This is a genomic window from Rothia santali, from assembly GCF_024199905.1.
GTDB classification, from domain to species: Bacteria; Actinomycetota; Actinomycetes; order Actinomycetales; family Micrococcaceae; genus Rothia; species Rothia santali.
The window spans coordinates 22731-43263 of record NZ_JANAFB010000016.1 but is presented as its reverse complement, the minus strand read 5'-3'; the positions used below and the strand labels follow the sequence as shown (position 1 = coordinate 43263).

The following is a 20533-nucleotide window of genomic DNA, read 5'->3' as shown; positions in this document are numbered from 1 at the left end:
CCGTCGCGCGCGCCCGGCGCGGGTCCTGCGGCGGCATCGCGTGATCTCATCAGTAAGGTGGTAGCGAGGGGCGTCCGTCGACGCCCCCGCGAACGGCATAGGACAGTCTAGCGCGAGGCACCTGGGAATTCCGGCGCACCCGCAGACCGTCCGGTCCACGAAAGCGAGGAAGCATGAGCCAGTCCACCTGGCGGGTCCTGGGAGCCACCGGCTTCACGGGCTCCGCCATCATGACTCGTCTGCAGCAGGAGGGCATCAGCGCGGCCCCGGTCGCGGCACCCCGCCTGGCGACGTCCGCCGACTCATCCGGCCAGATCATCGCGGAGGCGCGGCGCCTCCAGTCCGTCATCGACTACCTCGCGGACACGTTCGCCGGGGCCGAGGTCGTGGTCAACGCGGCGGGGCTCTCCGCCCCGGACCAGCAGGACCTCTCCTCGCTCATCGGCGCCAACGCGCTGCTGCCGGCCGTGGTCGCCGTCGCGGCCCAGCGGACCGGCGTGCAGCGCGTCATCCACCTGAGCTCGGCGGCCGTCCAGGGCTCCCGGCCGGTCCTCGACTCCAGCGAGGCCACCTCGCCGTTCTCCGCCTACTCGTTCTCCAAGGCGCTGGGCGAGGACTGCCTGCTGCGCCTGCGCGAGCTGATCACCGCGACCGCCGAGGCCGGCGCGGCCCCCGGCTCCCCGGGCTCCTCGTTCCCGGCCGCGCCGAGCACCAACCCGGTCTCGGTCCACCCGCACCATGCCGCGCAGCTGTGCATCGTGCGCGCGACCTCGGTGCAGGGCTCGGGCCGCAACACCACCGCCTCGCTCGCGCGGGTCTCCTCCTCGTTCCTCGCCTCGGTGGCCGGGCGCGGGGACCGCCCGACGCCGGTGACCTCGGTGCACGCGCTGGCCGAGTTCGTCGTCGGCGTGGGGACCCTGGACGAGCAGCTGCCGCCGATCGTGCTGCAGCCCTGGGAGGGCGCGACCACCGGCTCCGTGATCCGGGACGCCGGCCGACGCCGCCCGCACCACCTGCCGGACGTGCTGGCGCGAGCCGTGGTGGGCTCGGGCTACGGCGTCTCCTCGGCGCTGAACGAGCGCTTCCACGGGGCGGTGCGGCGGCTCGAGCTGATGCTCTTCGGGCAGGGCCAGGACGACTCCTGGGTCGAGCAGCGCGGGCTGCTGCCCGAGCGCCGCATCGGGTCGGTGCTGCGGCAGGCGCACACGGCCGCCGGCTCCAAGCGCTGAGGCACGCCGGCTTCAAGGGATGAAGCGAGGCGTCGCGTTCTCGGCCGCTGCGGTCAGGCGGAGTCGGGCCGGTCTGACTCGGGGCGGTCCGAATCGGGGCCGGGCTGGCCCTCGCCCGCGTTCGCTCCCGTGTCCGGTTCGGCGGCCTCCGGGGCTGCGGCATCGGTCCCTTCTGGGGCGGCGGCGTCGGTCCCGTTCGGGGCGGCGGACACGGGGGCGGCGGCTTCCCGGGTGGCGGCGTCGGTGGCGGGGGCGGCGGCGTCGGTGGCGGCGGCGTCCGGGGCGGCCGAGGCGCCGAAGACCAGGTCGCGGGCCGAGGCGGCGCCCAGCGGACGGGTGGGGGCCTCGTCCTGGCGGCGCGCCGCGCGGCGGCCTCCGGCCGTCCTCGCCCTCGGGGCGGGATCGCATCTGGTCCACCACCGGCCGGGCCGAGGCGGCGCCCGCCGCGCTCCCGGCCGACGCCGCGGCGACACCGGCGGACCCGGCGGACCCGGCGGCAACGGTGGACCCGGACGGCGCCGAGGATCCGGCCACGAGGTCCTCACCGGTCTCCGCGGCCGTGGGCGCGGCCGAGGCCCGGCGGCGCTCCCGCAGCTCCTCGCGCGTCACGACGTCGGGGGCCACCTCGCGCAGCCGCTCCATGCTGATCGCGCCCAGGCGCACGACGACGAGGTGGTCCCCGGTCGCGTCCACGATCGTCGAGGGCGCGACGTCGGCGCTCGCGACCCCCTCGGCGCGCCCGACCGGGCGGGGCCCGTCGTCCAGGATCGCCTCGACCCGCTCGCCGAGCTGCTCGAGGGCCTCCCCGGCGTCGGTCGCCGCCGCGCGCCCGGTCCGGTTGGCGCTGGAGACGGCCAGCGGGCCGGTGCGGCGCAGCAGCTCCCGGGCCAGCTCGTCGTCGGGCACGCGCAGCCCCACGGTCCCGGAGGTCTCCCCCAGGTCCCAGTTCAGGGACGGCTGGGCGTAGACGATCAGGGTCAGGGCCCCGGGCCAGAACGCCTCGGCCAGCGCCCGGGCCTGCTCCCCGACGTCGTCGGCCAGACCCGGGAGCACCCCGGGGTCGGCGATCAGGACGGGCGGGGGCATCCGGCGGGAGCGCCCCTTGGCCGCCAGCAGCTGCCGGACCCCTCCGCGGGAGAAGGCGTCGGCGGCGATCCCGTAGACGGTGTCGGTGGGGATCACCACGGTCCTGCCGGCCGACAGCGCCGCGGTGGCGGCCTCGAGGGCCGCCTCGCGCTCGTCGGGGCTGGTGACGGAATAGACGGTTGCGGTCACGGTTCGGTTACTTTCGTCTCGTGGGGGTGGCGCGCCGACGCGGGCCTCTCGCGTCCCGGCGCGGTCCGGTTCAGGGGGCGCCCGGCGCGGCGGGGCCCCGCCCACCAGCGTATCCCTTCGTGGCCCGCTCGCGCCCCGTGAGGTCGAGGACGGTCTCGACGCCGGTGAAGCCCTCGGCCGCGAACAGCCCGGCCGCGGCGGCCGCCTGCACCTCCGCGTGCTCCATGATCAGCAGCCCCCCGGGGACGAGCAGGCGGGCGGCGCGGCGGACGAACGCGGTCGGGATGAGCATCCCGTCCGGGGAGCCGCCGTACAGGGCGGTCTCCGGGTCGTGGAGGGCGACCTCCGGGTCCCGGGGCACCATGTCCTCGGGGATGTAGGGCGGGTTGGTGAGCACGGCGGCGACGGCGCCCTCCAGCTCGGGCAGCGCGGTCGCGGCGTCGCCGGCCACGATCTCGACCGGCCGGTCGCCGGCCGCGGCGCGGTCCTCGGCGTTGGCCCGGGCCCAGGCCAGCGCGGCCTCGCTGAGCTCGACGCCGAGGACCCTCGCCCCGGGGTTCTCCTGCGCGGCCGCCAGGGCCAGCGCCCCGGAGCCGGTCGCGAGGTCCACCACCACCGGGCTCGCCTCGCCCCGCGCGGCGAGGAAGGCGTTGAGCTCGTCCACGAGCACCTCGGTCTCGGGGCGCGGGACGAAGACGCCGGGCCCCACGCGCAGGGTGAGGTTCCGGAAGTGCGCCTCGCCGGTCAGGTGCTGCAGGGGGATGCGCTCCGCGCGGGAGGCCACCAGCTCCGCGTAACCCGCCGGGGCGGGCCAGGAACCGGTGACCATGCGCGCGGCGAGCTCGCCGCGGCTCACGGGCTCGCCGGTCTCCCGGGAGATCAGGTGGGCGGCGAGCAGCTCGGCGTCGGCCCGCGGCGTCGCGATTCCGGCCCGGGCCAGGGTCCGGGCCGCCTCCCGGACCGCCGCGCCGAGGTCGGCCCCGGCGGTCGGTTCCCGGGCCGCCGCCTCCGCACCGGACACGTCCCCGGTGCCCCGGATAGCGCCGGACGCGTCCCCGGCGCCGCGGACGGCGTCGGCCCCCTCCCCGCTCACCGGGTCAGGAGTTCTGCCCGAGGGCGGCCAGGCGGTGCTCCTCGTCCATCGCGATCGCGGAGCGGATCACCGGCTCGAGGTCCCCGCCCATGACGTGGTCGAGGTTGTAGGCCTTGTACCCCGTGCGGTGGTCCGCGATGCGGTTCTCGGGGAAGTTGTACGTGCGGATGCGCTCGGAGCGGTCCATGGTCTTGACCTGGGACTTCCGGTGCTCGGCCGCCTCGGCGTCGAGCTGCTCCTGCTGGTGGGCCAGCAGGCGCGCCCGGAGCACGCGCATCGCGGCCTCGCGGTTCTGCAGCTGCGACTTCTCGTTCTGCATGGCCACGACGATCCCGGTGGGCAGGTGCGTGATGCGCACCGCCGAGTCGGTCGTGTTGACCGACTGCCCGCCCGGGCCCGAGGAGCGGTAGACGTCGATCTTGAGGTCGTTCTGGCTGATCGTGACCTCCTCGGGCTCGTCGACCTCGGGGAAGACCAGCACGCCGGCCGCCGAGGTGTGGATGCGGCCCTGGGACTCGGTCACGGGCACGCGCTGGACGCGGTGCACCCCGCCCTCGTACTTCAGGTGCGCCCACACGCCCTCGCCGGGGTCGCTGGAGGAGCCCTTGATCGCGACCTGGACGTCCTTGTACCCGCCCAGGTCCGAGTCGTTGGAGGAGATGATCTCGGTCTTCCAGCCCTTGGTCTCGGCGTAGCGGGTGTACATCCGCAGCAGGTCGCCGGCGAACAGGGCCGACTCGTCACCGCCCTCCCCCGCCTTGACCTCGAGGATCACGTTGCGGCCGTCGTCGGGGTCGCGCGGGATCAGCAGGCGGCGCAGGCGCTCCTGGGCCGCGGTCAGCTGCTCCTCGAGCTCGGTGGCCTCGGCCGCGAACTCGGGGTCCTCGTCGGCCATCTCGCGGGCGGCCTCCAGGTCGTCCCCCAGCCCGACGACGCGCCGGTGGGCCTCGACGATCCCGTTGAGCTCGGCGTAGCGGCGCCCCAGCCGGCGGGCCTTGCCCGGGTCGGCGTGGACGGCGGGGTCCGCCAGCTGCTCCTGCAGCTCGGCGTGCTCGTCCAGGAGGGACTGAATGGATTCGAACATGGGTTCCTCGATCATCGGCGTCGGTGGGTGCGGCCTCCAGTATCCCACGCGCCCGCGCCGGCCTGGGGCGACGGGCGGCTCGACGGCACCGGGCGCGGCCCTCGGTGCTCCCGAGGGCCGCGCCCGGCGTCGTCGTGGGTCGTGCGGACTAGTCGTCCGACTTGGATCCCAGCGTGGTCTTCTGCACCTGCAGGAGGAACTGCACGTTGGTGGGGGTGTCGCGCAGCTTGGTCGTGAGCACCTCCAGGGCCTGCTGCTGGTCGAGGCCGGCCAGCACGCGGCGCAGGCGCCACATGATCTTGATCTCCTCGGGCGAGAGCAGGTTCTCCTCGCGGCGGGTGCTGGACTCCTTGACGTCCACCGCCGGGAAGATGCGCTTGTCGGCCAGGTTGCGCGAGAGGCGCAGCTCCATGTTGCCGGTGCCCTTGAACTCCTCGAAGATGACCTCGTCCATCTTGGAACCGGTCTCCACCAGCGCGGTCGCGAGGATGGTCAGCGAGCCGCCCTCCTCGATGTTGCGCGCCGCGCCGAAGAAGCGCTTGGGCGGGTACAGCGCGGCGGAGTCGACGCCGCCGGTGAGGATGCGGCCCGACGCCGGGGCGGAGAGGTTGTACGCGCGGCCCAGGCGGGTCATGGAGTCCAGCAGCACGACGACGTCGTGCCCCAGCTCCACCAGCCGCTTGGCCCGCTCGATCGCCAGCTCCGCGACCGTGGTGTGGTCGTCGGCGGGGCGGTCGAAGGTCGAGGCGATGACCTCGCCCTTGACCGTGCGCTGCATGTCCGTGACTTCCTCGGGGCGCTCGTCGACCAGCACCATCATGAGGTGGACCTCGGGGTTGTTGGTCGTGATCGCGTTGGCGATGGACTGCAGCATGAGCGTCTTGCCGGCCTTGGGCGGGGAGACGATCAGGCCGCGCTGGCCCTTGCCGATCGGGGCGATCAGGTCCACCACGCGGGGGCCGATCTTCTTCTGCTCGGTCTCGAGGCGCAGCCGCTCGGTCGGGTAGAGCGGGGTGAGCTTGTTGAACTCGACGCGGTGGCTCAGCTCGTCGGTCTTCTTGCCGTTGACGCTGGTCAGCTGCACCAGGGCGTTGAACTTCTGGCGCGCGTTGCCCTGGTTCTCGCCGTCCCGCGGGGCGCGGATGGCGCCGACGACGGCGTCGCCCTTGCGCAGGTGGTGCTTCTTGACCTGGGCGAGCGAGACGTAGACGTCGTTGGGGCCGGGCAGGTAGCCGGAGGTGCGGACGAAGGCGTAGTTGTCCAGCACGTCCAGGATGCCGGCCACGGGCAGCAGGACGTCGTCCTCGGTCACCTCGGTGTCGTCCACCTCGGGGCCGTTGGCGCGGCCGCGGCGGCGGTCCCGGCGGTCGTTGCGGTTGCGGTTGCGGCGGTTGCGGCCGCCGCGGCCGTCGTCGTCCGGGCCGTTGTTGCCGCGGTTGTCGTTGCCCCGGTTGTCGTTGCCGCGGTTCTCGTTCCGGTTGTCGTTGCCGCGGTTCTCGCCCCGGCTGTCGTTGCCCCGGTCGTTCTTGCGGCCGCCGCGCCCGCGGTCGTTGCCATCCTTGCCGCGGTCGCCGCCGTCCTTGCCGCGGTCGTTGCCCTTGCCCTCGCGGTCACCGCCCTTGGCGCCATCCTTGGCGCCCTCGGACTGCTCCCTGGCGTCCTTCTGGTCCTTGGCCTTCCCGCCGCGGCCGCGGCGGGAGCCGCGATCCTGCTGCGAGGACCGGTCCTCGGAAGCGGCGCCCTCCTCGGAGCCCTGGGACTCCTCGGCGGCCTCGGGGGCCTGCGCGGTCTCGGTCGCCGGCTCGGACTTGCGGCGGGAGCGGGTGCGCTTGGCGGGCTGCTCGCCCTCCGCGCCCGACGCCTGCTCGGCGGCGGGCTTCTTCTCCGCCGCGGCGGGCTCCTGGGCCTTGGCGGCCTCGCGGTCGGCCACGGCCGAACCGCGCTGGTGGGCGGCGATGGCCTCCACCAAGGCGGACTTGCGCATGCGGCGGGCGCCGGTGATGCCCAGCTGCGAGGCCAGGGCCTGCAGCTGCGCGAGCTTCAGGGCGCTCAGGCCGCCCTGCGACTTCTGGCCGCCCGACGACGGAGTGCTGTTCTGCTGGTCTGCCGCCTCGTTCTTCTCACGAGGCTGATCCGCCGGAGCTGACTCCGCACGGTCCGTACCCGGCAGCAGGTCGGTAGTTTCGGTCACGAAGGATCCTTCCCCCTCGACGTGGCTGGGCGAGATGCGCCTCAAGCCGAAATATTCGTTGGTCTGCCCCCACCGGGCCTCGGCGCGGTGGGTGCGTGATCACAGCATCCGGGGAATGCCGGGATGGAAAAGCGGGCCCGGAGCCAGGACGTCCTCGCCGCCCGCGCCCTCCGGGAGGGAGACGGGCGTCGTGGGGACCGATGCGTACGCGGGACTCATCCGGGTGAGGGTGAGGGCCGAGCACCGCATTGAGGCGCCCCGACGTGCGGCGAGGGAATTCAGCTCCGAGACTGCATCCCCCAGAACGGGAGATCCGTGATGACCGCCTCCGCCGCGTCCCGAGAACGGGAGGCCCGGAGGCGGCGAGCCGGGGAGCTTCAGGAAAGCTCGCCGGACTCCACGGTCTCGACTATAACACCCTCGGCGTCGACGGTCAGCTCCTCCACGGCCCACGTGACGCGGCGCCCGTCGAGGCTGCTGGCCGGATCCTCCCCGAAGGCGCGGATCTCCTCCGCGGCCAGGGCCGCCCGCTCGGCGTCCTCGGCCAGCACCAGGACGGTCGGGCCGGCGCCGGAGATGATGGCCGGGAGACCCCGGCCCCGCAGGCGGGCCAGCAGCGCCGCGCTCGGGGCCATGGCCCCGGCCCGGTACTGCTGGTGCAGCAGGTCCGCCGTCCCCGCGAAGAGCTGCGCGGGGTCGGCGGTCGCGGCGTGGACCAGCAGGGCCGCGCGCCCGGAGTTGGCCGCGGCGTCGCGGTGCGGGACCGCCTCGGGGATGAGCCCGCGGGCCAGGCGCGTGGGCACCTCGTAGTCGGGCACGGCGACGACGGGCCGGATCTCCCCGTGCACGCGGACAGGCACCGAGCGGTAGCCGTCCTCGGCGGCATAGGAGATCACGAGGCCGCCGAGCAGCGAGGGCGCGACGTTGTCGGGGTGGCCCTCCATCTGCGAGCAGATCTGCAGCAGCGCGTTCGCGTCCAGCCGCAGCTCCTCGGGCAGCAGGGCGTTGGCCGCGGCGACCCCGGCCACGATCGCCGAGGCCGAGGAGCCCATCCCCCGCGAGTGCGGGATCCGGTTCTCGGCCACCACGTGCAGGCCGGGCAGCTCCAGGAGCCCGGCGGCGCGCCAGGCGGTGCGCATCGCCCGGATCACCAGGTGCTCGGCCGTGCGCGGCACCTCGTCGCTGCCCTCGCCGGTGAGCTCGAAGGTGAGCCCCGAGCCGGTGCGGGTCACCGTGAGGCGGTCGTAGCGCCCCAGCGCCAGCCCGAGGCAGTCGTAGCCCGGGCCCACGTTGCCCGACGACGCCGGGACCGTGACGCGCACGGTGCGGCCCGCGGGGATGACCTCCGGGCCGTGCAGGGCCGCCGACTGCCCGTCGACCAGGGGCTCCACCGGCGTCGCGCCGTTCACGGCCGCCCCGGCCCCGGCGGGCGCGCCGCCCGCGGGGACCGCGTCGCCCGTCGTCGCGCCGCTCATCCGGCCGCGGTGAGGCCGAGGGCGTCGGCGACCGAGACGACGTCGAAGTCGACCTTGGTGGGGTCGACGTCCGAGCCGTCGGCGCCCTTCAGGGCCCACTGGGGGTCCTTCAGGCCGTGACCGGTCACCGTGATCACGATGGTCGCGCCCCGCGGCGCCTCGCCGGCGCGGAACTTCTTCAGCAGGCCCGCGACGCCGGCCGCGGAGGCCGGCTCCACGAAGACGCCCTCCTTGGCGGAGAGCCAGCGGTGCGCCTCGAGGATCTCCTCGTCCGTCACGGACTCGATGAGGCCGCCGGACTCGTCCCGCGCCTCCTCGGCCTGCTTCCACGAGGCCGGGTTCCCGATCCGGATCGCGGTCGCGATGGTCTCGGGCTCGGTCACGGGGTGGCCCAGAACGATGGGTGCCGAGCCCGCCGCCTGGAAGCCCCACATCTTGGGCCGCTTGGTGGACACGGCCGGCAGGGTCGAGCCGTCCCGGGCCGCGTACTCCTCCGAGTACTCCTTGTAACCCTTCCAGTAGGCCGTGATGTTCCCGGCGTTGCCCACGGGCAGGAGGTGGTAGTCCGGGGCGTCGCCCAGGGTGTCCACGACCTCGAAGGAGCCGGTCTTCTGCCCCTCGATCCGGTTCGGGTTGACCGAGTTGACCAGGAATACCGGGTAGTTCTCGGCCAGCTTGCGGGCCACCTCGAGGCAGTTGTCGAAGTTGCCCCGGACCTGGATGAGCTCGGCGCCGTGGGCGATCGCCTGGGACAGCTTGCCCATCGCGATCTTGCCCTCGGGCACCAGCACGGCGCAGGTCAGCCCCGCCTGGGTCGCGTAGGCGGCCGCGGAGGCGGAGGTGTTGCCGGTCGAGGCGCACACCACGGCCTTCGCCCCGGCCTCCTTGGCCGCGGTGATCGCCATGGTCATGCCGCGGTCCTTGAAGGAGCCGGTGGGGTTCATGCCCTCGAACTTCACGTACACCGTGTTGCCGGTGAGCTCGGACAGCTGGGGGGCGTGGATCAGCGGGGTGCCGCCCTCGCCGAGGGTCACGACCTCCGTGCGGTCCGTGACCGGCAGGCGGTCCCTGTACTCGTTGATGACGCCGCGCCATACGTGTGCCAATGCGTTCAGTCCTTCGGTTGTGCTGGTGGTCTCGAGGGGATGGTCAGTTCTCGACGCGGATGATGGAGGTCACGCGGTCGACCGTCGGCAGCGCCGAGATCTCCGCGAGCGTGCCCTCCAGGCGCTCGTCGGTGGTGCGGTGGGTGACGATGCGGATGGTCGTCTCCGGCTCGCCCGCCTCGTGCTCCGGGTGCTTGGTCTGGTGCATCGTCTGGATCGAGATGCCGTGGTCGGCGAAGACCTGGGCGATCCGGGCGAGCACGCCCAGCTTGTCCTTCACGTGCAGCCCCACGGTGTAGCGGGAGACCACGCGGGAGAGCGAGGTCGCCTCGAGGTTGCGGTGGGACTGGTCCGGGATGGCCGGGCCGCCGAGCACCTTCCGGCGGCTCAGGGTCACGAAGTCGCCCATGACGGCCGACGCCGTGGGCGCGCCGCCCGCACCGGGGCCGTAGAACATCAGCTCGCCGGCGTCGCGGGACTCCACGAAGACCGCGTTGTAGGCGTCGCGGACGCTCGCCAGCGGGTGCTTGCGCGGGATCAGCGTCGGGTGGACGCGGATGTTCACGCCCTCGCCGTCGAGCTCGCAGACCGCGAGCAGCTTGATGACGTAGCCGTCGGCCTGGGCGGCCGCGACGTCGTCGGCCGAGATCTCGCGGATGCCCTCGCAGTGCACGTCATCGATCGTGAACTCGGAGTGGAAGGCCAGGGAGGCGACGATCGCGGCCTTCGCGGCGGCGTCGTGGCCCTCGACGTCGGCCGTCGGGTCGGCCTCCGCGTAGCCCAGGCGCTGGGCCTCGGCCAGGGCGTCGTCGAACTGGGCGCCGGTGGAGTCCATCGCGTCCAGGATGAAGTTGGTCGTGCCGTTCATGATGCCCAGCACGCGGGTGATGCGGTCCCCGGCGAGCGAGTCGCGCAGGGGGCGCAGGATCGGGATCGCGCCGGCCACGGCGGCCTCGTAGGACAGCTGCACGCCCGCGGCGTCGGCCGCCCGCTGCAGCTCGGTGCCGTGCTTGGCCAGCAGCGCCTTGTTGCCGGTCACCACGGCCGCGCCGCCGGACAGCGCGCGCAGGATCCGGGTGCGGGCCGGCTCGATCCCGCCGGTCAGCTCGATCACGACGTCGGCCGCGTCGATCAGCGCCTCGGCGTCGGTCGTGTACAGCGCGGCGTCGACGGTCGTGTCGCGGGCCGCGGTGGTGTCCCGGACGGCGATTCCGATCAGCTCCGGGCGGGAGCCGATCCGCGAGGCCAGCTCCTCGGCGTCCTCGGTGAGGATCCTCGCCACCTGGGAGCCGACGGTGCCGGCCCCGAGCAGGGCGACCTTGAACGAACGATCGGTCATGAGTTCTCCTTGGTGCTCCTGCGGGCCCTCACAGGCCCGCGTCGCGGGCCAGCAGGTCCTCCTCCGTCTCGCCGCGCACGATGACCCGGGGGGCCTGGGCGGCGGACGTCGCGACGACGGCCGGCCTCGGAAGGTAGTTGTAGTTGCTCGCCAGCGACCAGCAGTAGGCGCCGGTGGCCGCGACGGCCAGGATGTCCCCGGCGCGCAGGTCGGCGGGCAGGTAGCAGTGGTTCACCACGATGTCCCCCGACTCGCAGTGCTTGCCGACCACGCGGCAGAGCACCTGCTCCCCCGCGGGCGAGCGGCCGGCCAGGGTCACCGTGTACTGCGAACCGTACAGTACGGGGCGGGCGTTGTCAGACATGCCGCCGTCCACGGAGACGTACCGGCGGACCTGGGTGCGCCCGTGCTCGTCCTCGACCGCGACGTCCTTGAGCGTGCCCACGGTGTACAGGGTCGCGCCCGCGGGGCCGGTGATCGCGCGCCCCGGCTCGATCGACAGGTGCGGGATCTCCAGGCCCGCCTCGGCGCACACCGAGGCGATGGTCCCGGCCAGCGCCCGGGCGATCTCCGCCGCCGGGCGGGGCCGCTCCCCCGCGACGTAGCCGATGCCGTAGCCGCCCCCGAGGTCCACCTCGGGCAGCGCGACGCCGGCCCGGCGGGACAGCTCGGCCATGAAGCCGAGCACCGCCGCGCGGCGAGCTCGAAGCCCTCGGCGGTGAAGATCTGGGAGCCGATGTGGCAGTGCACCCCGCGCAGGTCCACGTGCGGCAGGGCCGCGGCCGCGAGCCCGGCGAGCATCGCCGCGGAGTCCCCGGCCGCGGGGGCGGTCTCGACGCGCAGCGCCTCGCCCAGCTGCCCCTCGGCCAGCCGCGCGGTGCCCTCGGCGAGCGAGAGGCCGAACTTCTGGTCCTCGTGGGCGGTCGCGATGAAGTCGTGCGTCTCGGCGTGCACGCCCGGGGTCACCCGGATCATCACCGGGGCGCTGACGCCCAGCTCGCCGGCGATCCGGTCGATCAGCAGCAGCTCGGGCACGGAGTCGGCCACGATCCGGCCCACCCCGCGCTCCAGCGCCCGGGTGATCTCGGCGGCGGACTTGTTGTTCCCGTGCAGCGCGATCCGCGCGGGCGGCATCCCGGCCGCCAGCGCGAGCGCGAGCTCCCCGCCCGAGGCCGTGTCGAGGTTCAGCCCCTCCTCCTCGGCCCAGCGGACCACCGCGGCGCACAGGAAGGCCTTGCCCGCGTAGTACACCGAGACCTCGGCGCCGTGCTCGGCGAAGGCCGCGCCGAAGGCGTCGCGGAACTCCCGCGCCCGGGTCCGGTAGGTGTCCTCGGAGTAGGCGTACAGCGGGGTGCCGAACTCGCGCGTCAGCTCGGAGACCCGGCGGCCGTCGATGCTGAGCTCGCCGTACTCCTCGCGGCGGAACGAGTCCGTCCAGATCGCGGGGTCCAGCGCGGCCGGGTCGGCCGGGACGCTGACCCACTCGGGGACCAGGGGTGCGGCGGTGGTGTCCATCTACATCCTCTCCGGGGCGCTGACGCCGAGCAGGCGCAGGCCGTTGGCGATCACCTGGGTCACGGCGTCGTTCAGCGCCAGGCGGGTGCGGTGGGTGTCGGTCACGGGCTCCTCGCCCTTGGGCGCCACGCGGCACGAGTCGTACCAGCGGTGGTAGGCGCCGGCGAGGGTCTCGAGGTAGCGGGCCACGCGGTGCGGCTCGCGGAAGCCCGAGGCCTCCGCGAGGACGCCCGTGAACTGGCCGAGCGCGGCGAGCAGCTCCTCGTCTGCGGGGCCGTCCAGCAGCTCGGCGGAGAAGCTCTCGGCGGAGCGGACGACGCCGGCGTCGCGGGCGTTGCGGGCCACGGCGCAGGTGCGGGCGTGGGCGTACTGGACGTAGAACACCGGGTTCTCGTTGGAGCGCTTGGTCAGCAGGTCCAGGTCGACGTCGATGTTCGAGTCCACGGAGAAGCGGGTCAGCGAGTAGCGTGCGGCGTCGACGCCGACGGCCTCGACCAGGTCCTCCAGCGTCACCACGGTCCCGGCGCGCTTGGACATGCGCACGGGCTTGCCGTCCTTCACCAGGTTGACCATCTGGCCGATCATGACCTCGACGGCGTCGGCGTCCCCGCCGATGGCCGCCGCGGCCGCCTTCAGGCGCGCGACGTAGCCGTGGTGGTCCGCGCCGAGCATGTAGATCGCGAGGTCCGCGCCGCGGCGCATCTTGTCCTCGATGTAGGCGATGTCGCCGGCGATGTAGGCGGCGTTGCCGTCGGACTTGATGACCACGCGGTCCTTGTCGTCGCCGTGGTCGGTCGAGCGCAGCCACCACGCGCCGTCGGCCTCGTAGAGCGCGCCGGTCTCGCGCAGGTGGCCCAGCAGGCGCTCGACCGAGCCCGCCTCGAAGAGCGAGTTCTCGTGGAAGTAGACGTCGAAGTCGACGCCGAATTCGTGCAGCGAGCGCTTGATCTCGGCGAACATCAGCTCGACGCCGTGGGAGCGGAAGACCTCCTGCGGGTCCTCGGCGGCGAGCGCGTCGGGGTGCTCGGCGAGCACGCGCTCGGCGATCTCGCCGATGTAGTCCCCGCCGTAGCCGTCCTCGGGGGCGGGCTCGCCCTTCGCGCTGGCCAGCAGCGAGCGGGCGAAGCGGTCGATCTGGGTGCCGTGGTCGTTGAAGTAGTACTCGCGGGTGACCTCGGCGCCGGTGGCCTGGAGGATGCGGGCCAGGGAGTCGCCGACGGCGGCCCAGCGGGTCCCGCCCAGGTGGATCGGGCCGGTGGGGTTGGCCGAGACGAACTCGAGGTTGATGCGGGTGCCCGCGAGCGCCTCGGAGCGGCCGAAGGACTCGCCCTCCTCCAGGATGCGCTGGGCGAGGGAGCCGGCGGCGGCGGCGTCGAGCACGATGTTGAGGAACCCGGGCCCGGCGATGTCGACCGAGGCGACGCCGTCGATCCCGAAGATCCGGTCGGCCAGCACCTGGGCGACCTCCCGGGGGTTGCGGCCCACGCGCTTGGAGAGCTGGAGCGCGATGTTGGTGGCCCAGTCCCCGTGCTCGCGGTTCTTGGGGCGCTCGATTCTGACGGCCGGGGCGCTGGCGTCCTCGGCCAGGCTCAGCTCGCCGGCGTCGAGGGACGCGTCGAGGCACAGGGATACGGCGGTGGAGAGTTCTTCGGGAGTCACGCCGTTCAGTCTACAAGGCCCCGCGCGGTGCCCCCGACGGGCGCCCGGCTCGTGTCCCGAGGTGCGCGAGGGCATAGAATGGTGTTAGGCTCATACGCGTTGCCCTCGTAGCTCAGTGGATAGAGCGCCTGCCTCCGGAGCAGGAAGTCGTAGGTTCGAATCCTATCGAGGGCACCACCCGAGGAAGGCCCCGGACGACGCCGCAGCGTCCTCCGGGGCCTTTCGCGTGTCCGGCGTAGAATGGCACGAGTATGTCTGAGAACCCCGCCCCCACCCGCACCATCGCCTATCCCGAGGCCCTGCCCGTCTCCGCGCGCCGCGCGGACATCATGGCCGCCATCGCGGAGCACCAGGTGGTGGTGGTCGCCGGCGAGACCGGGTCCGGCAAGACCACCCAGATCCCCAAGATGTGCCTTGAGCTGGGCCTCGCCGCGGCCGGCACCATCGGCCACACCCAGCCCCGCCGGCTCGCCGCGCGCTCGGTCGCGGAGCGCATCGCCGAGGAGCTGGGCGAGGAGATCGGGCAGACGGTGGGCTATCAGGTCCGCTTCACCTCGCAGGTCAGCGAGCGCACCGAGGTCAAGCTCATGACCGACGGCATCCTCCTGGCGGAGATCCCCCACGACCCCCTGCTCAGGCGCTACTCCGCGATCATCATCGACGAGGCCCACGAGCGCTCGCTGAACATCGACTTCATCCTCGGCTACCTCAAGCGCATCCTGCCGCAGCGCCCGGACCTGAAGATCGTCATCACCTCCGCGACCATCGACCCCGAGCGCTTCGCCCGGCACTTCGCGCCCAGCTTCGACCCGGTGGCCGAGCACCCCGAGGACGAGCCGATGCCGGACGACGCCGCCCCCGTCATCGAGGTCTCGGGCCGCACCTATCCCGTGGAGATCCGCTACCGCCCGCTCGCCGACCCCTCGGGCGGCTCGGACGAGGGCACCGACGACGGCCTCGAGGACGACGACCGCGACCCCATCGACGCCGTGTGCGACGCCGTGCTGGAGCTGCGGTCCGAGGCCCCGGGCGACATCCTCGTCTTCTTCGCCGGCGAACGGGAGATCCGCGACGCCGCCGACGCCCTGGAGGACCTCGCCCGCCGGGACCGCCGCCTGACCGGCACCGAGATCCTGCCCCTGTTCGCCCGCCTGTCCATGGCCGAGCATCACCGGGTCTTCCGGCCCTCGGGCAAGCCGCGCATCGTGCTGGCGACCAACGTCGCCGAGACCTCGCTGACCGTGCCCGGCATCAAGTACGTGATCGACCCGGGCACGGCCCGCATCTCGCGCTACTCGACCCGGACCAAGGTCCAGCGACTGCCGATCGAGCGCGTCTCCCAGGCCAGCGCCAACCAGCGCTCGGGCCGCTGCGGCCGCGTCTCCGACGGCATCGCCATCCGCCTCTACTCCGAGGAGGACTTCGCCTCGCGGCCGGAGTTCACCGACCCGGAGATCCTGCGGACCAACCTGGCCGCGGTCATCCTGCACACCATGAGCATCGGCGTCGTGGGCTCGCCTGCGGACATGGAGCGGTTCCCGTTCGTGGAGCCGCCGGCCAAGCGCGCGGTGGCCGACGGCGTCGCGGTGCTGCGCGAGCTGGGCGCGCTGACCGACGAGCGCGGGGACGGGCGGTCCTCGAGCCGTGGCGACGGCGGGCCCTCGGGTGGCGGTTCGACCAGCCGACGCGCTGATGAGTCGACCGATCAGAACGGTGACGACTCGACGGGCCGAGTCGACGACTCGTCCGGCGGCCGGGGTGACGGCTCGACCAGCAGGGGTGGGGACGAGTCGTCATCTGGCCGGGAGGCCGCCGGGCGCGGCTCGGGGCGCGGCCGGCGCGGTCGCGGGCGCGGCAGGGGCAGGAGCGGACGGGGCCGCGGCGGCGCCCCGTCGCCGCTGACCGACGTCGGCCGCAAGCTCGCCGCCTTCCCGGTGGACCCGCGGCTGGGCCGCATGATCGTCGCGGCGCAGGAGCACGGCGTCGAGCGCGAGGTCATGGTGCTGGCCGCGGCCCTGACCATCCAGGACCCGCGGGAGCGCCCCGCCGACAAGCGCCCCCAGGCCGACGAGCACCACTCCCGCTTCCGCGACGACGCGTCCGACTTCTCGGGCTACCTCCTGCTCTGGCAGTACCTGCAGGAGAAGCAGCGCGAGCTCTCCTCCTCCCAGTTCCGCAAGATGTGCCAGCGCGAGTTCATCAACTTCCTGCGCGTGCGCGAGTGGCAGGACCTCTACGAGCAGATCCGCGAGCTCGGCTCCCGGGCCGGCGTCCCGGTCGCGCGCGGCCGGCAGATCGACCCGGGCCAGAACGAGGACGCGGTCCACCGCAGCCTCCTGACCGGGCTGCTGAGCCACGTCGGCATCCGGGACGAGCGCAGCCGCGAGTACCTCGGCGCGCGCGGCACCCGCTTCTCGATCTTCCCTGCCTCGGGCCTGTTCAAGAAGAACCCCGACTGGATCGTGGCCGCCGAGCTCGTGGAGACCTCCAAGCTCTGGGCGCGGGTCAACGCCGCCGTGAAGCCGGAGTGGATCGAGGAGGCCGCCGGGCACCTCCTCAAGCGCAGCTATTCGGAGCCGCACTGGTCCGCCAAGCGCGGCTCGGTCATGGCCTACGAGAAGGCGACGCTGTTCGGCGTCCCGGTGTTCACGGAGCGGCTCGTCAACTACTGGCGGATCGACCCGGAGCTGTCCCGCGAGCTGTTCATCCGCCGCGCGCTGGTCGAGGGCGACTGGCGCACCCGCCACCGCTTCTTCCAGCGCAACCAGAGGCGCCTGGCCGAGATCGACCAGCTCGAGGCCCGCCTGCGCCGTCGCGACCTGCGCGTGGACGACGACGCTCTCTACGCCTTCTACGACGCGCGCATCCCGGCCGACGTCGTCTCCGAGCGGCACTTCGACCAGTGGTGGAAGAAGACGCGGCCGACGCAGGAGCACCTGCTCGACTTCTCGCCGGAGGCCCTGATCGACCAGGAGGCCGCAGACTACGACGAGTCGTCGTACCCGCGCACCTGGGTCGTCGACCCGGGCGGCTCGCAGCTGCGGCTGGACCTGACCTACCGCTTCGCCCCGGCCGCGCCCGGCGCCCAGGGCACCGCCGACGGCGTGTTCGTGCAGGTCCCCGTGGTCTTCCTGAACCAGCTGGAGCCGACGCCGTTCGAGTGGATGATCCCCGGGCTGCGGCGGGAGCTGGTCACCGCGCTCATCAAGTCGCTGCCCAAGGCCTCGCGCAAGCACTTCGTGCCGGCCCCGGACGTGGCCGCGCAGGCCCTCGAGCGGCTCGAGGCCGACTTCGACCCGGCCGCCGACGAGCTGCTCCCCTCGCTGGAGCTCGCGCTGCGGCGGCTCAAGGGCGTCATCGTCCCGCCGGGCTCGTGGAACTGGGACGCCGTGCCGGCGCACCTGCGGGTCACCTTCCAGGTCCGGGACCCGCGCAACAAGCTCCTCGGCGAGGGCAAGGACCTCGCGGAGCTGCAGGAGCGGCTGCGGCCGCAGGTCAGGTCCGCGCTGGCGGCCTCGCTGGGCGCCTCGCCGGACGCGCTGGACCGCCTCGCCTCCGCCGGGCGGACCGGGGGTGGTCCGGATGGATCCGGCGGATCCCGCGCCTCCGGCGGGGCCCGGCGGGCCGACGGGGCCGGGCGCGCCGGCGGGGCCCACCGGCGGGACGTCGGCCCACGACGCGGACGGCCGGCCCGGGGCCAGGGACGGCCGCGACGCCGGGGGCAACCGGCGCCGGCGCCGGCCCGGACGGCGACCGGGCCGGCGGGCGGAGGCGACTCCGCGGCGGGCGTCGCGGAGGTCTCCGGGCTCACGGCCTGGCCCGAGCGCGACCTGCCGACCAAGATCACCCGGAGGATCGCCGGACAGCAGATCGAGGGCTTCCCCGCGCTGGTCGACGAGGGGTCCACCGTCGCGGTGCGCATTCTCGCCTCGGAGGCCGAGCGGGCGCGGGCCCAGCGCGGCGGCGTCGTGCGCCTGCTCGCGCTCAAGGTGCCCTCGCCCCAGAAGTACGTCTCGCAGCATCTGAAGAACTCCGAGAAGATCGTGTTCACCCAGAACCCGCACGGCTCGGTCGAGTCGCTCATCGCCGACTGCACCGCCGCGGCCCTGGACAAGCTGACGCCCGCCCAGGCGCCGGTGCGCCGCGCCGACTTCGACGCGCTCTTCGACGCCGTGCGCGCCGAGCTCATCGACACCGTCTTCTCGGTGACCAGCCTGGTCGCGGAGATCCTCAAGGAGGCGACGGCCGTGCGGAAGCAGCTGAAGTCCTCGGCGTCGCTCTCGGTCATCAACGCCTACAACGACATCAAGGCCCAGGTCGATCAGCTGGTCTACCCGGGCTTCGTCGCCGCGACGGGGTACGACCGGCTCGTGCACCTCCCCCGCTACCTCAGGGCGGCGCGGATCCGGATGGACAAGATCGGCGAGCGGGTCAACCGCGACCACCAGCTGATGCTGGAGGTCCAGGAGCTGGAGGACCGGGTCGACGCCGCGGCGGAGCAGCACGCGCGCGACGGCGTCGTGCCGGCCGGGATCGTCGACGCCGGCTGGATGGTCGAGGAGCTGCGGGTGAGCCACTTCGCCCAGGAGCTCGGCACCGCGCGGACGGTCTCCCCGCAGCGGATCCGCAAGGCGCTCTCGGCGGCCGTCGCGGAGGCGGAGGCCGCTCGCTGACCCGGGGGCAGGGAACCGCTCGCTGGCCCTCGGGGGTCAGGGAACCGCTCACTGACCCTCGGGGGGTTAGGAAGCCGCTTCTTGGCCCGGCGGAGTCAGGAGGCCGCTCACTGTCCCCGCGTGGAGAGCCCGCTGAATGCCCGCGGCACGTCGCAGCGAAGCGGTCTGCCGACGCATCGGCACAGAGGATCCGCTGACTGGTGGAGGCGGTGCGGCCGGCGCGGGGCGAGTGCATACGCCATCGGCTGCTACGCGTTTTCGGAGCCATGGTTCCGACGACCGACCCGGCGCTGCCCCTCGACCTGGCGTCCGTTCCGTGCACGCCTCCCGGGGCTCCGTGTGCCGGACCGATCGTCGGAACGATGCTTCCGAAAAAGCCTAGCTGGCCGAAGGGGTGCTATGAATCCCGCGGCGTCGTGCACCGACACCGTTCGCGCCGGATCCCGCTCCGGGACGCGGCGCTGCGCATCGACCCGAACGGGCCCGCCGCGGCGATGTCCCGTCCAGCGAGACGCCGGCCTGAAAGACACCACCCGGCGAGATGCCGGTCGGCAGGATTCCGACCGGCGACGTCCCGCCCGGTTCTGCGTCACCTGGCGACGCGCAGCCAGGTGACGCGCCGCCAGGTGACGCACCGCCCGGCTACGCGCCGGCGGCCTCCGCCTCGCGGTGGCCCGCCTCCAGGAGCGCGCCGCGGATCGCCTCCGCGGCCCGGTCCATGCCCTCGGGGTCGGGGTCGCGGTCGACCTGGTCGAAGCTGAACTCCGCGATCGAGTCGGTGGGCCACACGTGCAGGTGGGCGTGGGGCACCTCGAAGCCCTGGATCATCAGCCCGACCCGGCGCGGTTCGAAGGCGGCGTCGATCGCCTGGCCCACGGCCTGCGAGACGGCCATGAGGTGCGCGGCCAGCGGCGCGGGGAGGTCGACCCAGTGGTCGATCTCCTCGCGCGGGACCACCAGCACGTGGCCGTGGGTCAACGGCTGGATCGAGAGGAAGGCGACGGCCTGGTCGTCCTTCCAGACGAAGCGACCGGGCAGCTCGCCCTCGATGATCTTGGTGAACACGGTGGACATGGTGTCTCTCCTCGGCGGTCGGGGTCTCGGCTCACTCGGGTTCTCGGGCGAGCCAGGTTCTCGGCTGGGTGGGGTGATCGGGTCGTGGGAGGCGCCCGGCAGGCGTCCGAGCATCCGGATCAGAGCTCGACGGCCTCGCCGTCCGCCAGCGTGCCGTACTCGGTCCCGTACCGCTCGCCGAAGCGCGCGAGGTGCCCCTCGATCACGTCGCGGCCGTTCTGCGCGAGGAGGCCGTCGTGGATGGGCAGGGCCCGCTCGGCGCGCACGGCGATCAGGAAGTCGATGACCTCCTGGATCTTGTTCCACGGCGCGTGGATCGGCAGCAGGAGCGTGCGCACCCGCACGACGTCGGGGACGATCAGGCAGTCCCCGGGGTGGTACACGTCCTCGTCGATCACGAACCCCACGTTCTGCACCATCGGGACCTGCGGGTGGATCAGGGCGTGCTGGCCGCCCACGGTCAGCAGGTCGAAGGCGCCCGCGCTCAGGCGCTCCCCGCCGCGGACCGCGCGCACCCGCTCCGGCGCCGGGACCTCCCCGCGCAGGGCCTCCGCGACCGGCTCGGGCGCGAGCACCCCGACGTCGGGATGGGAGCCCAGGAATGCCGCCACGGCCTCCCGGTCCCAGTGGTCCGGGTGCTCGTGGGTGATGAGCAGGTGGTCGGCGCCGGAGAGGGCGGCGTCGGCGTCGGAGAAGGTGCCGGGGTCCAGGACCAGGACCTCCCCGTCCTTCTCGAGCCGGATGCAGGAGTGGCCGTGCTTCGTCAGTCGCATGCTCCCACCCTAGCCCCGGCGGGGCCGGGAATGTCATGGGCGCGGCG

The 20533-nt window shown here is 73.5% G+C and carries 12 protein-coding genes, 1 tRNA gene and 1 pseudogene; 3 read left to right on the top strand and 11 right to left on the bottom strand.

What is annotated here, in order from left to right:
• Positions 1–173 precede the first annotated feature (173 nt).
• Positions 174–1229, top strand: a complete 1056-nt coding sequence (locus NBM05_RS08020) for an NAD-dependent epimerase/dehydratase family protein (protein ID WP_254166397.1) — start codon at positions 174–176, stop codon at positions 1227–1229.
• 12 nt (positions 1230–1241) lie between these two features.
• Here NBM05_RS08020 and NBM05_RS08015 read toward each other — a convergent pair whose 3' ends face one another.
• The 9 genes and pseudogenes from NBM05_RS08015 to argS form a co-directional block, all read right to left on the bottom strand.
• Positions 1242–2504, bottom strand: a complete 1263-nt coding sequence (locus tag NBM05_RS08015) for an L-threonylcarbamoyladenylate synthase (protein ID WP_254166396.1) — start codon at positions 2502–2504, stop codon at positions 1242–1244.
• 70 nt (positions 2505–2574) lie between these two features.
• The gene (gene prmC, locus NBM05_RS08010; RefSeq protein ID WP_309248143.1) at positions 2575–3525 is read right to left on the bottom strand and encodes a peptide chain release factor N(5)-glutamine methyltransferase; all 951 of its coding nucleotides are present in this window, start codon (positions 3523–3525) and stop codon (positions 2575–2577) included.
• Between the two features lie 76 nt (positions 3526–3601).
• Complete coding sequence (gene prfA / locus NBM05_RS08005; RefSeq protein ID WP_254166395.1) at positions 3602–4681, bottom strand: peptide chain release factor 1; 1080 nt, start codon at positions 4679–4681, stop codon at positions 3602–3604.
• 148 nt (positions 4682–4829) lie between these two features.
• Positions 4830–6872 (bottom strand): transcription termination factor Rho, encoded by a 2043-nt coding sequence (gene rho, locus NBM05_RS08000; protein WP_254166394.1) that lies wholly within the window; start codon positions 6870–6872, stop codon positions 4830–4832.
• A gap of 377 nt (positions 6873–7249) precedes the next feature.
• Complete coding sequence (gene thrB, locus NBM05_RS07995) at positions 7250–8347, bottom strand: homoserine kinase (RefSeq protein WP_254166393.1); 1098 nt, start codon at positions 8345–8347, stop codon at positions 7250–7252.
• The gene (thrC, locus tag NBM05_RS07990; RefSeq protein WP_254166392.1) at positions 8344–9453 is read right to left on the bottom strand and encodes a threonine synthase; all 1110 of its coding nucleotides are present in this window, start codon (positions 9451–9453) and stop codon (positions 8344–8346) included. Before thrC ends, thrB begins: the two co-directional genes overlap by 4 nt.
• 43 nt (positions 9454–9496) lie before the next feature.
• A complete protein-coding gene (locus NBM05_RS07985) occupies positions 9497–10792 on the bottom strand; it encodes a homoserine dehydrogenase (protein WP_254166390.1) in 1296 nt (431 codons plus the stop codon).
• Positions 10793–10820: 28 nt separating this feature from the next.
• Positions 10821–12307, bottom strand: a pseudogene (locus tag NBM05_RS07980) (diaminopimelate decarboxylase family protein).
• Positions 12308–13966, bottom strand: coding sequence for an arginine--tRNA ligase (argS, locus tag NBM05_RS07975; protein ID WP_254166388.1), 1659 nt, complete (start codon positions 13964–13966; stop codon positions 12308–12310).
• A 101-nt stretch (positions 13967–14067) separates the two neighbouring features.
• Here argS and NBM05_RS07970 point away from each other — a divergent pair.
• Positions 14068–14143 (top strand) — tRNA-Arg (locus NBM05_RS07970).
• A gap of 74 nt (positions 14144–14217) precedes the next feature.
• Positions 14218–18639, top strand: coding sequence for an ATP-dependent RNA helicase HrpA (hrpA, locus tag NBM05_RS07965; RefSeq protein WP_254166386.1), 4422 nt, complete (start codon positions 14218–14220; stop codon positions 18637–18639).
• 642 nt (positions 18640–19281) lie between these two features.
• On the opposite strand, the gene NBM05_RS07960 is transcribed toward hrpA, so the two are convergent.
• Positions 19282–19713 carry an HIT family protein gene (locus tag NBM05_RS07960; protein WP_254166384.1) on the bottom strand — a complete coding sequence of 144 codons (432 nt, stop codon included), beginning with the start codon at positions 19711–19713 and terminating at the stop codon, positions 19282–19284.
• Between the two features lie 119 nt (positions 19714–19832).
• Positions 19833–20486, bottom strand: coding sequence for an MBL fold metallo-hydrolase (locus NBM05_RS07955; protein ID WP_254166382.1), 654 nt, complete (start codon positions 20484–20486; stop codon positions 19833–19835).
• Between the last annotated feature and the right edge of the window lie 47 nt (positions 20487–20533).

What these genes read in the sequence shown, in the direction of transcription:
- NBM05_RS07985 (WP_254166390.1), bottom strand. Translation starts at nt 10,792, where the DNA reads ATGACCGATCGTTCGTTCAAGGTCGCCCTGCTCGGGGCCGGCACCGTC.
- prfA (WP_254166395.1), bottom strand. Translation starts at nt 4,681, where the DNA reads ATGTTCGAATCCATTCAGTCCCTCCTGGACGAGCACGCCGAGCTGCAG.
- thrB (WP_254166393.1), bottom strand. Translation starts at nt 8,347, where the DNA reads ATGAGCGGCGCGACGACGGGCGACGCGGTCCCCGCGGGCGGCGCGCCC.
- NBM05_RS08020 (WP_254166397.1), top strand. Translation starts at nt 174, where the DNA reads ATGAGCCAGTCCACCTGGCGGGTCCTGGGAGCCACCGGCTTCACGGGC.
- NBM05_RS07960 (WP_254166384.1), bottom strand. Translation starts at nt 19,713, where the DNA reads ATGTCCACCGTGTTCACCAAGATCATCGAGGGCGAGCTGCCCGGTCGC.
- hrpA (WP_254166386.1), top strand. Translation starts at nt 14,218, where the DNA reads ATGTCTGAGAACCCCGCCCCCACCCGCACCATCGCCTATCCCGAGGCC.
- NBM05_RS07955 (WP_254166382.1), bottom strand. Translation starts at nt 20,486, where the DNA reads ATGCGACTGACGAAGCACGGCCACTCCTGCATCCGGCTCGAGAAGGAC.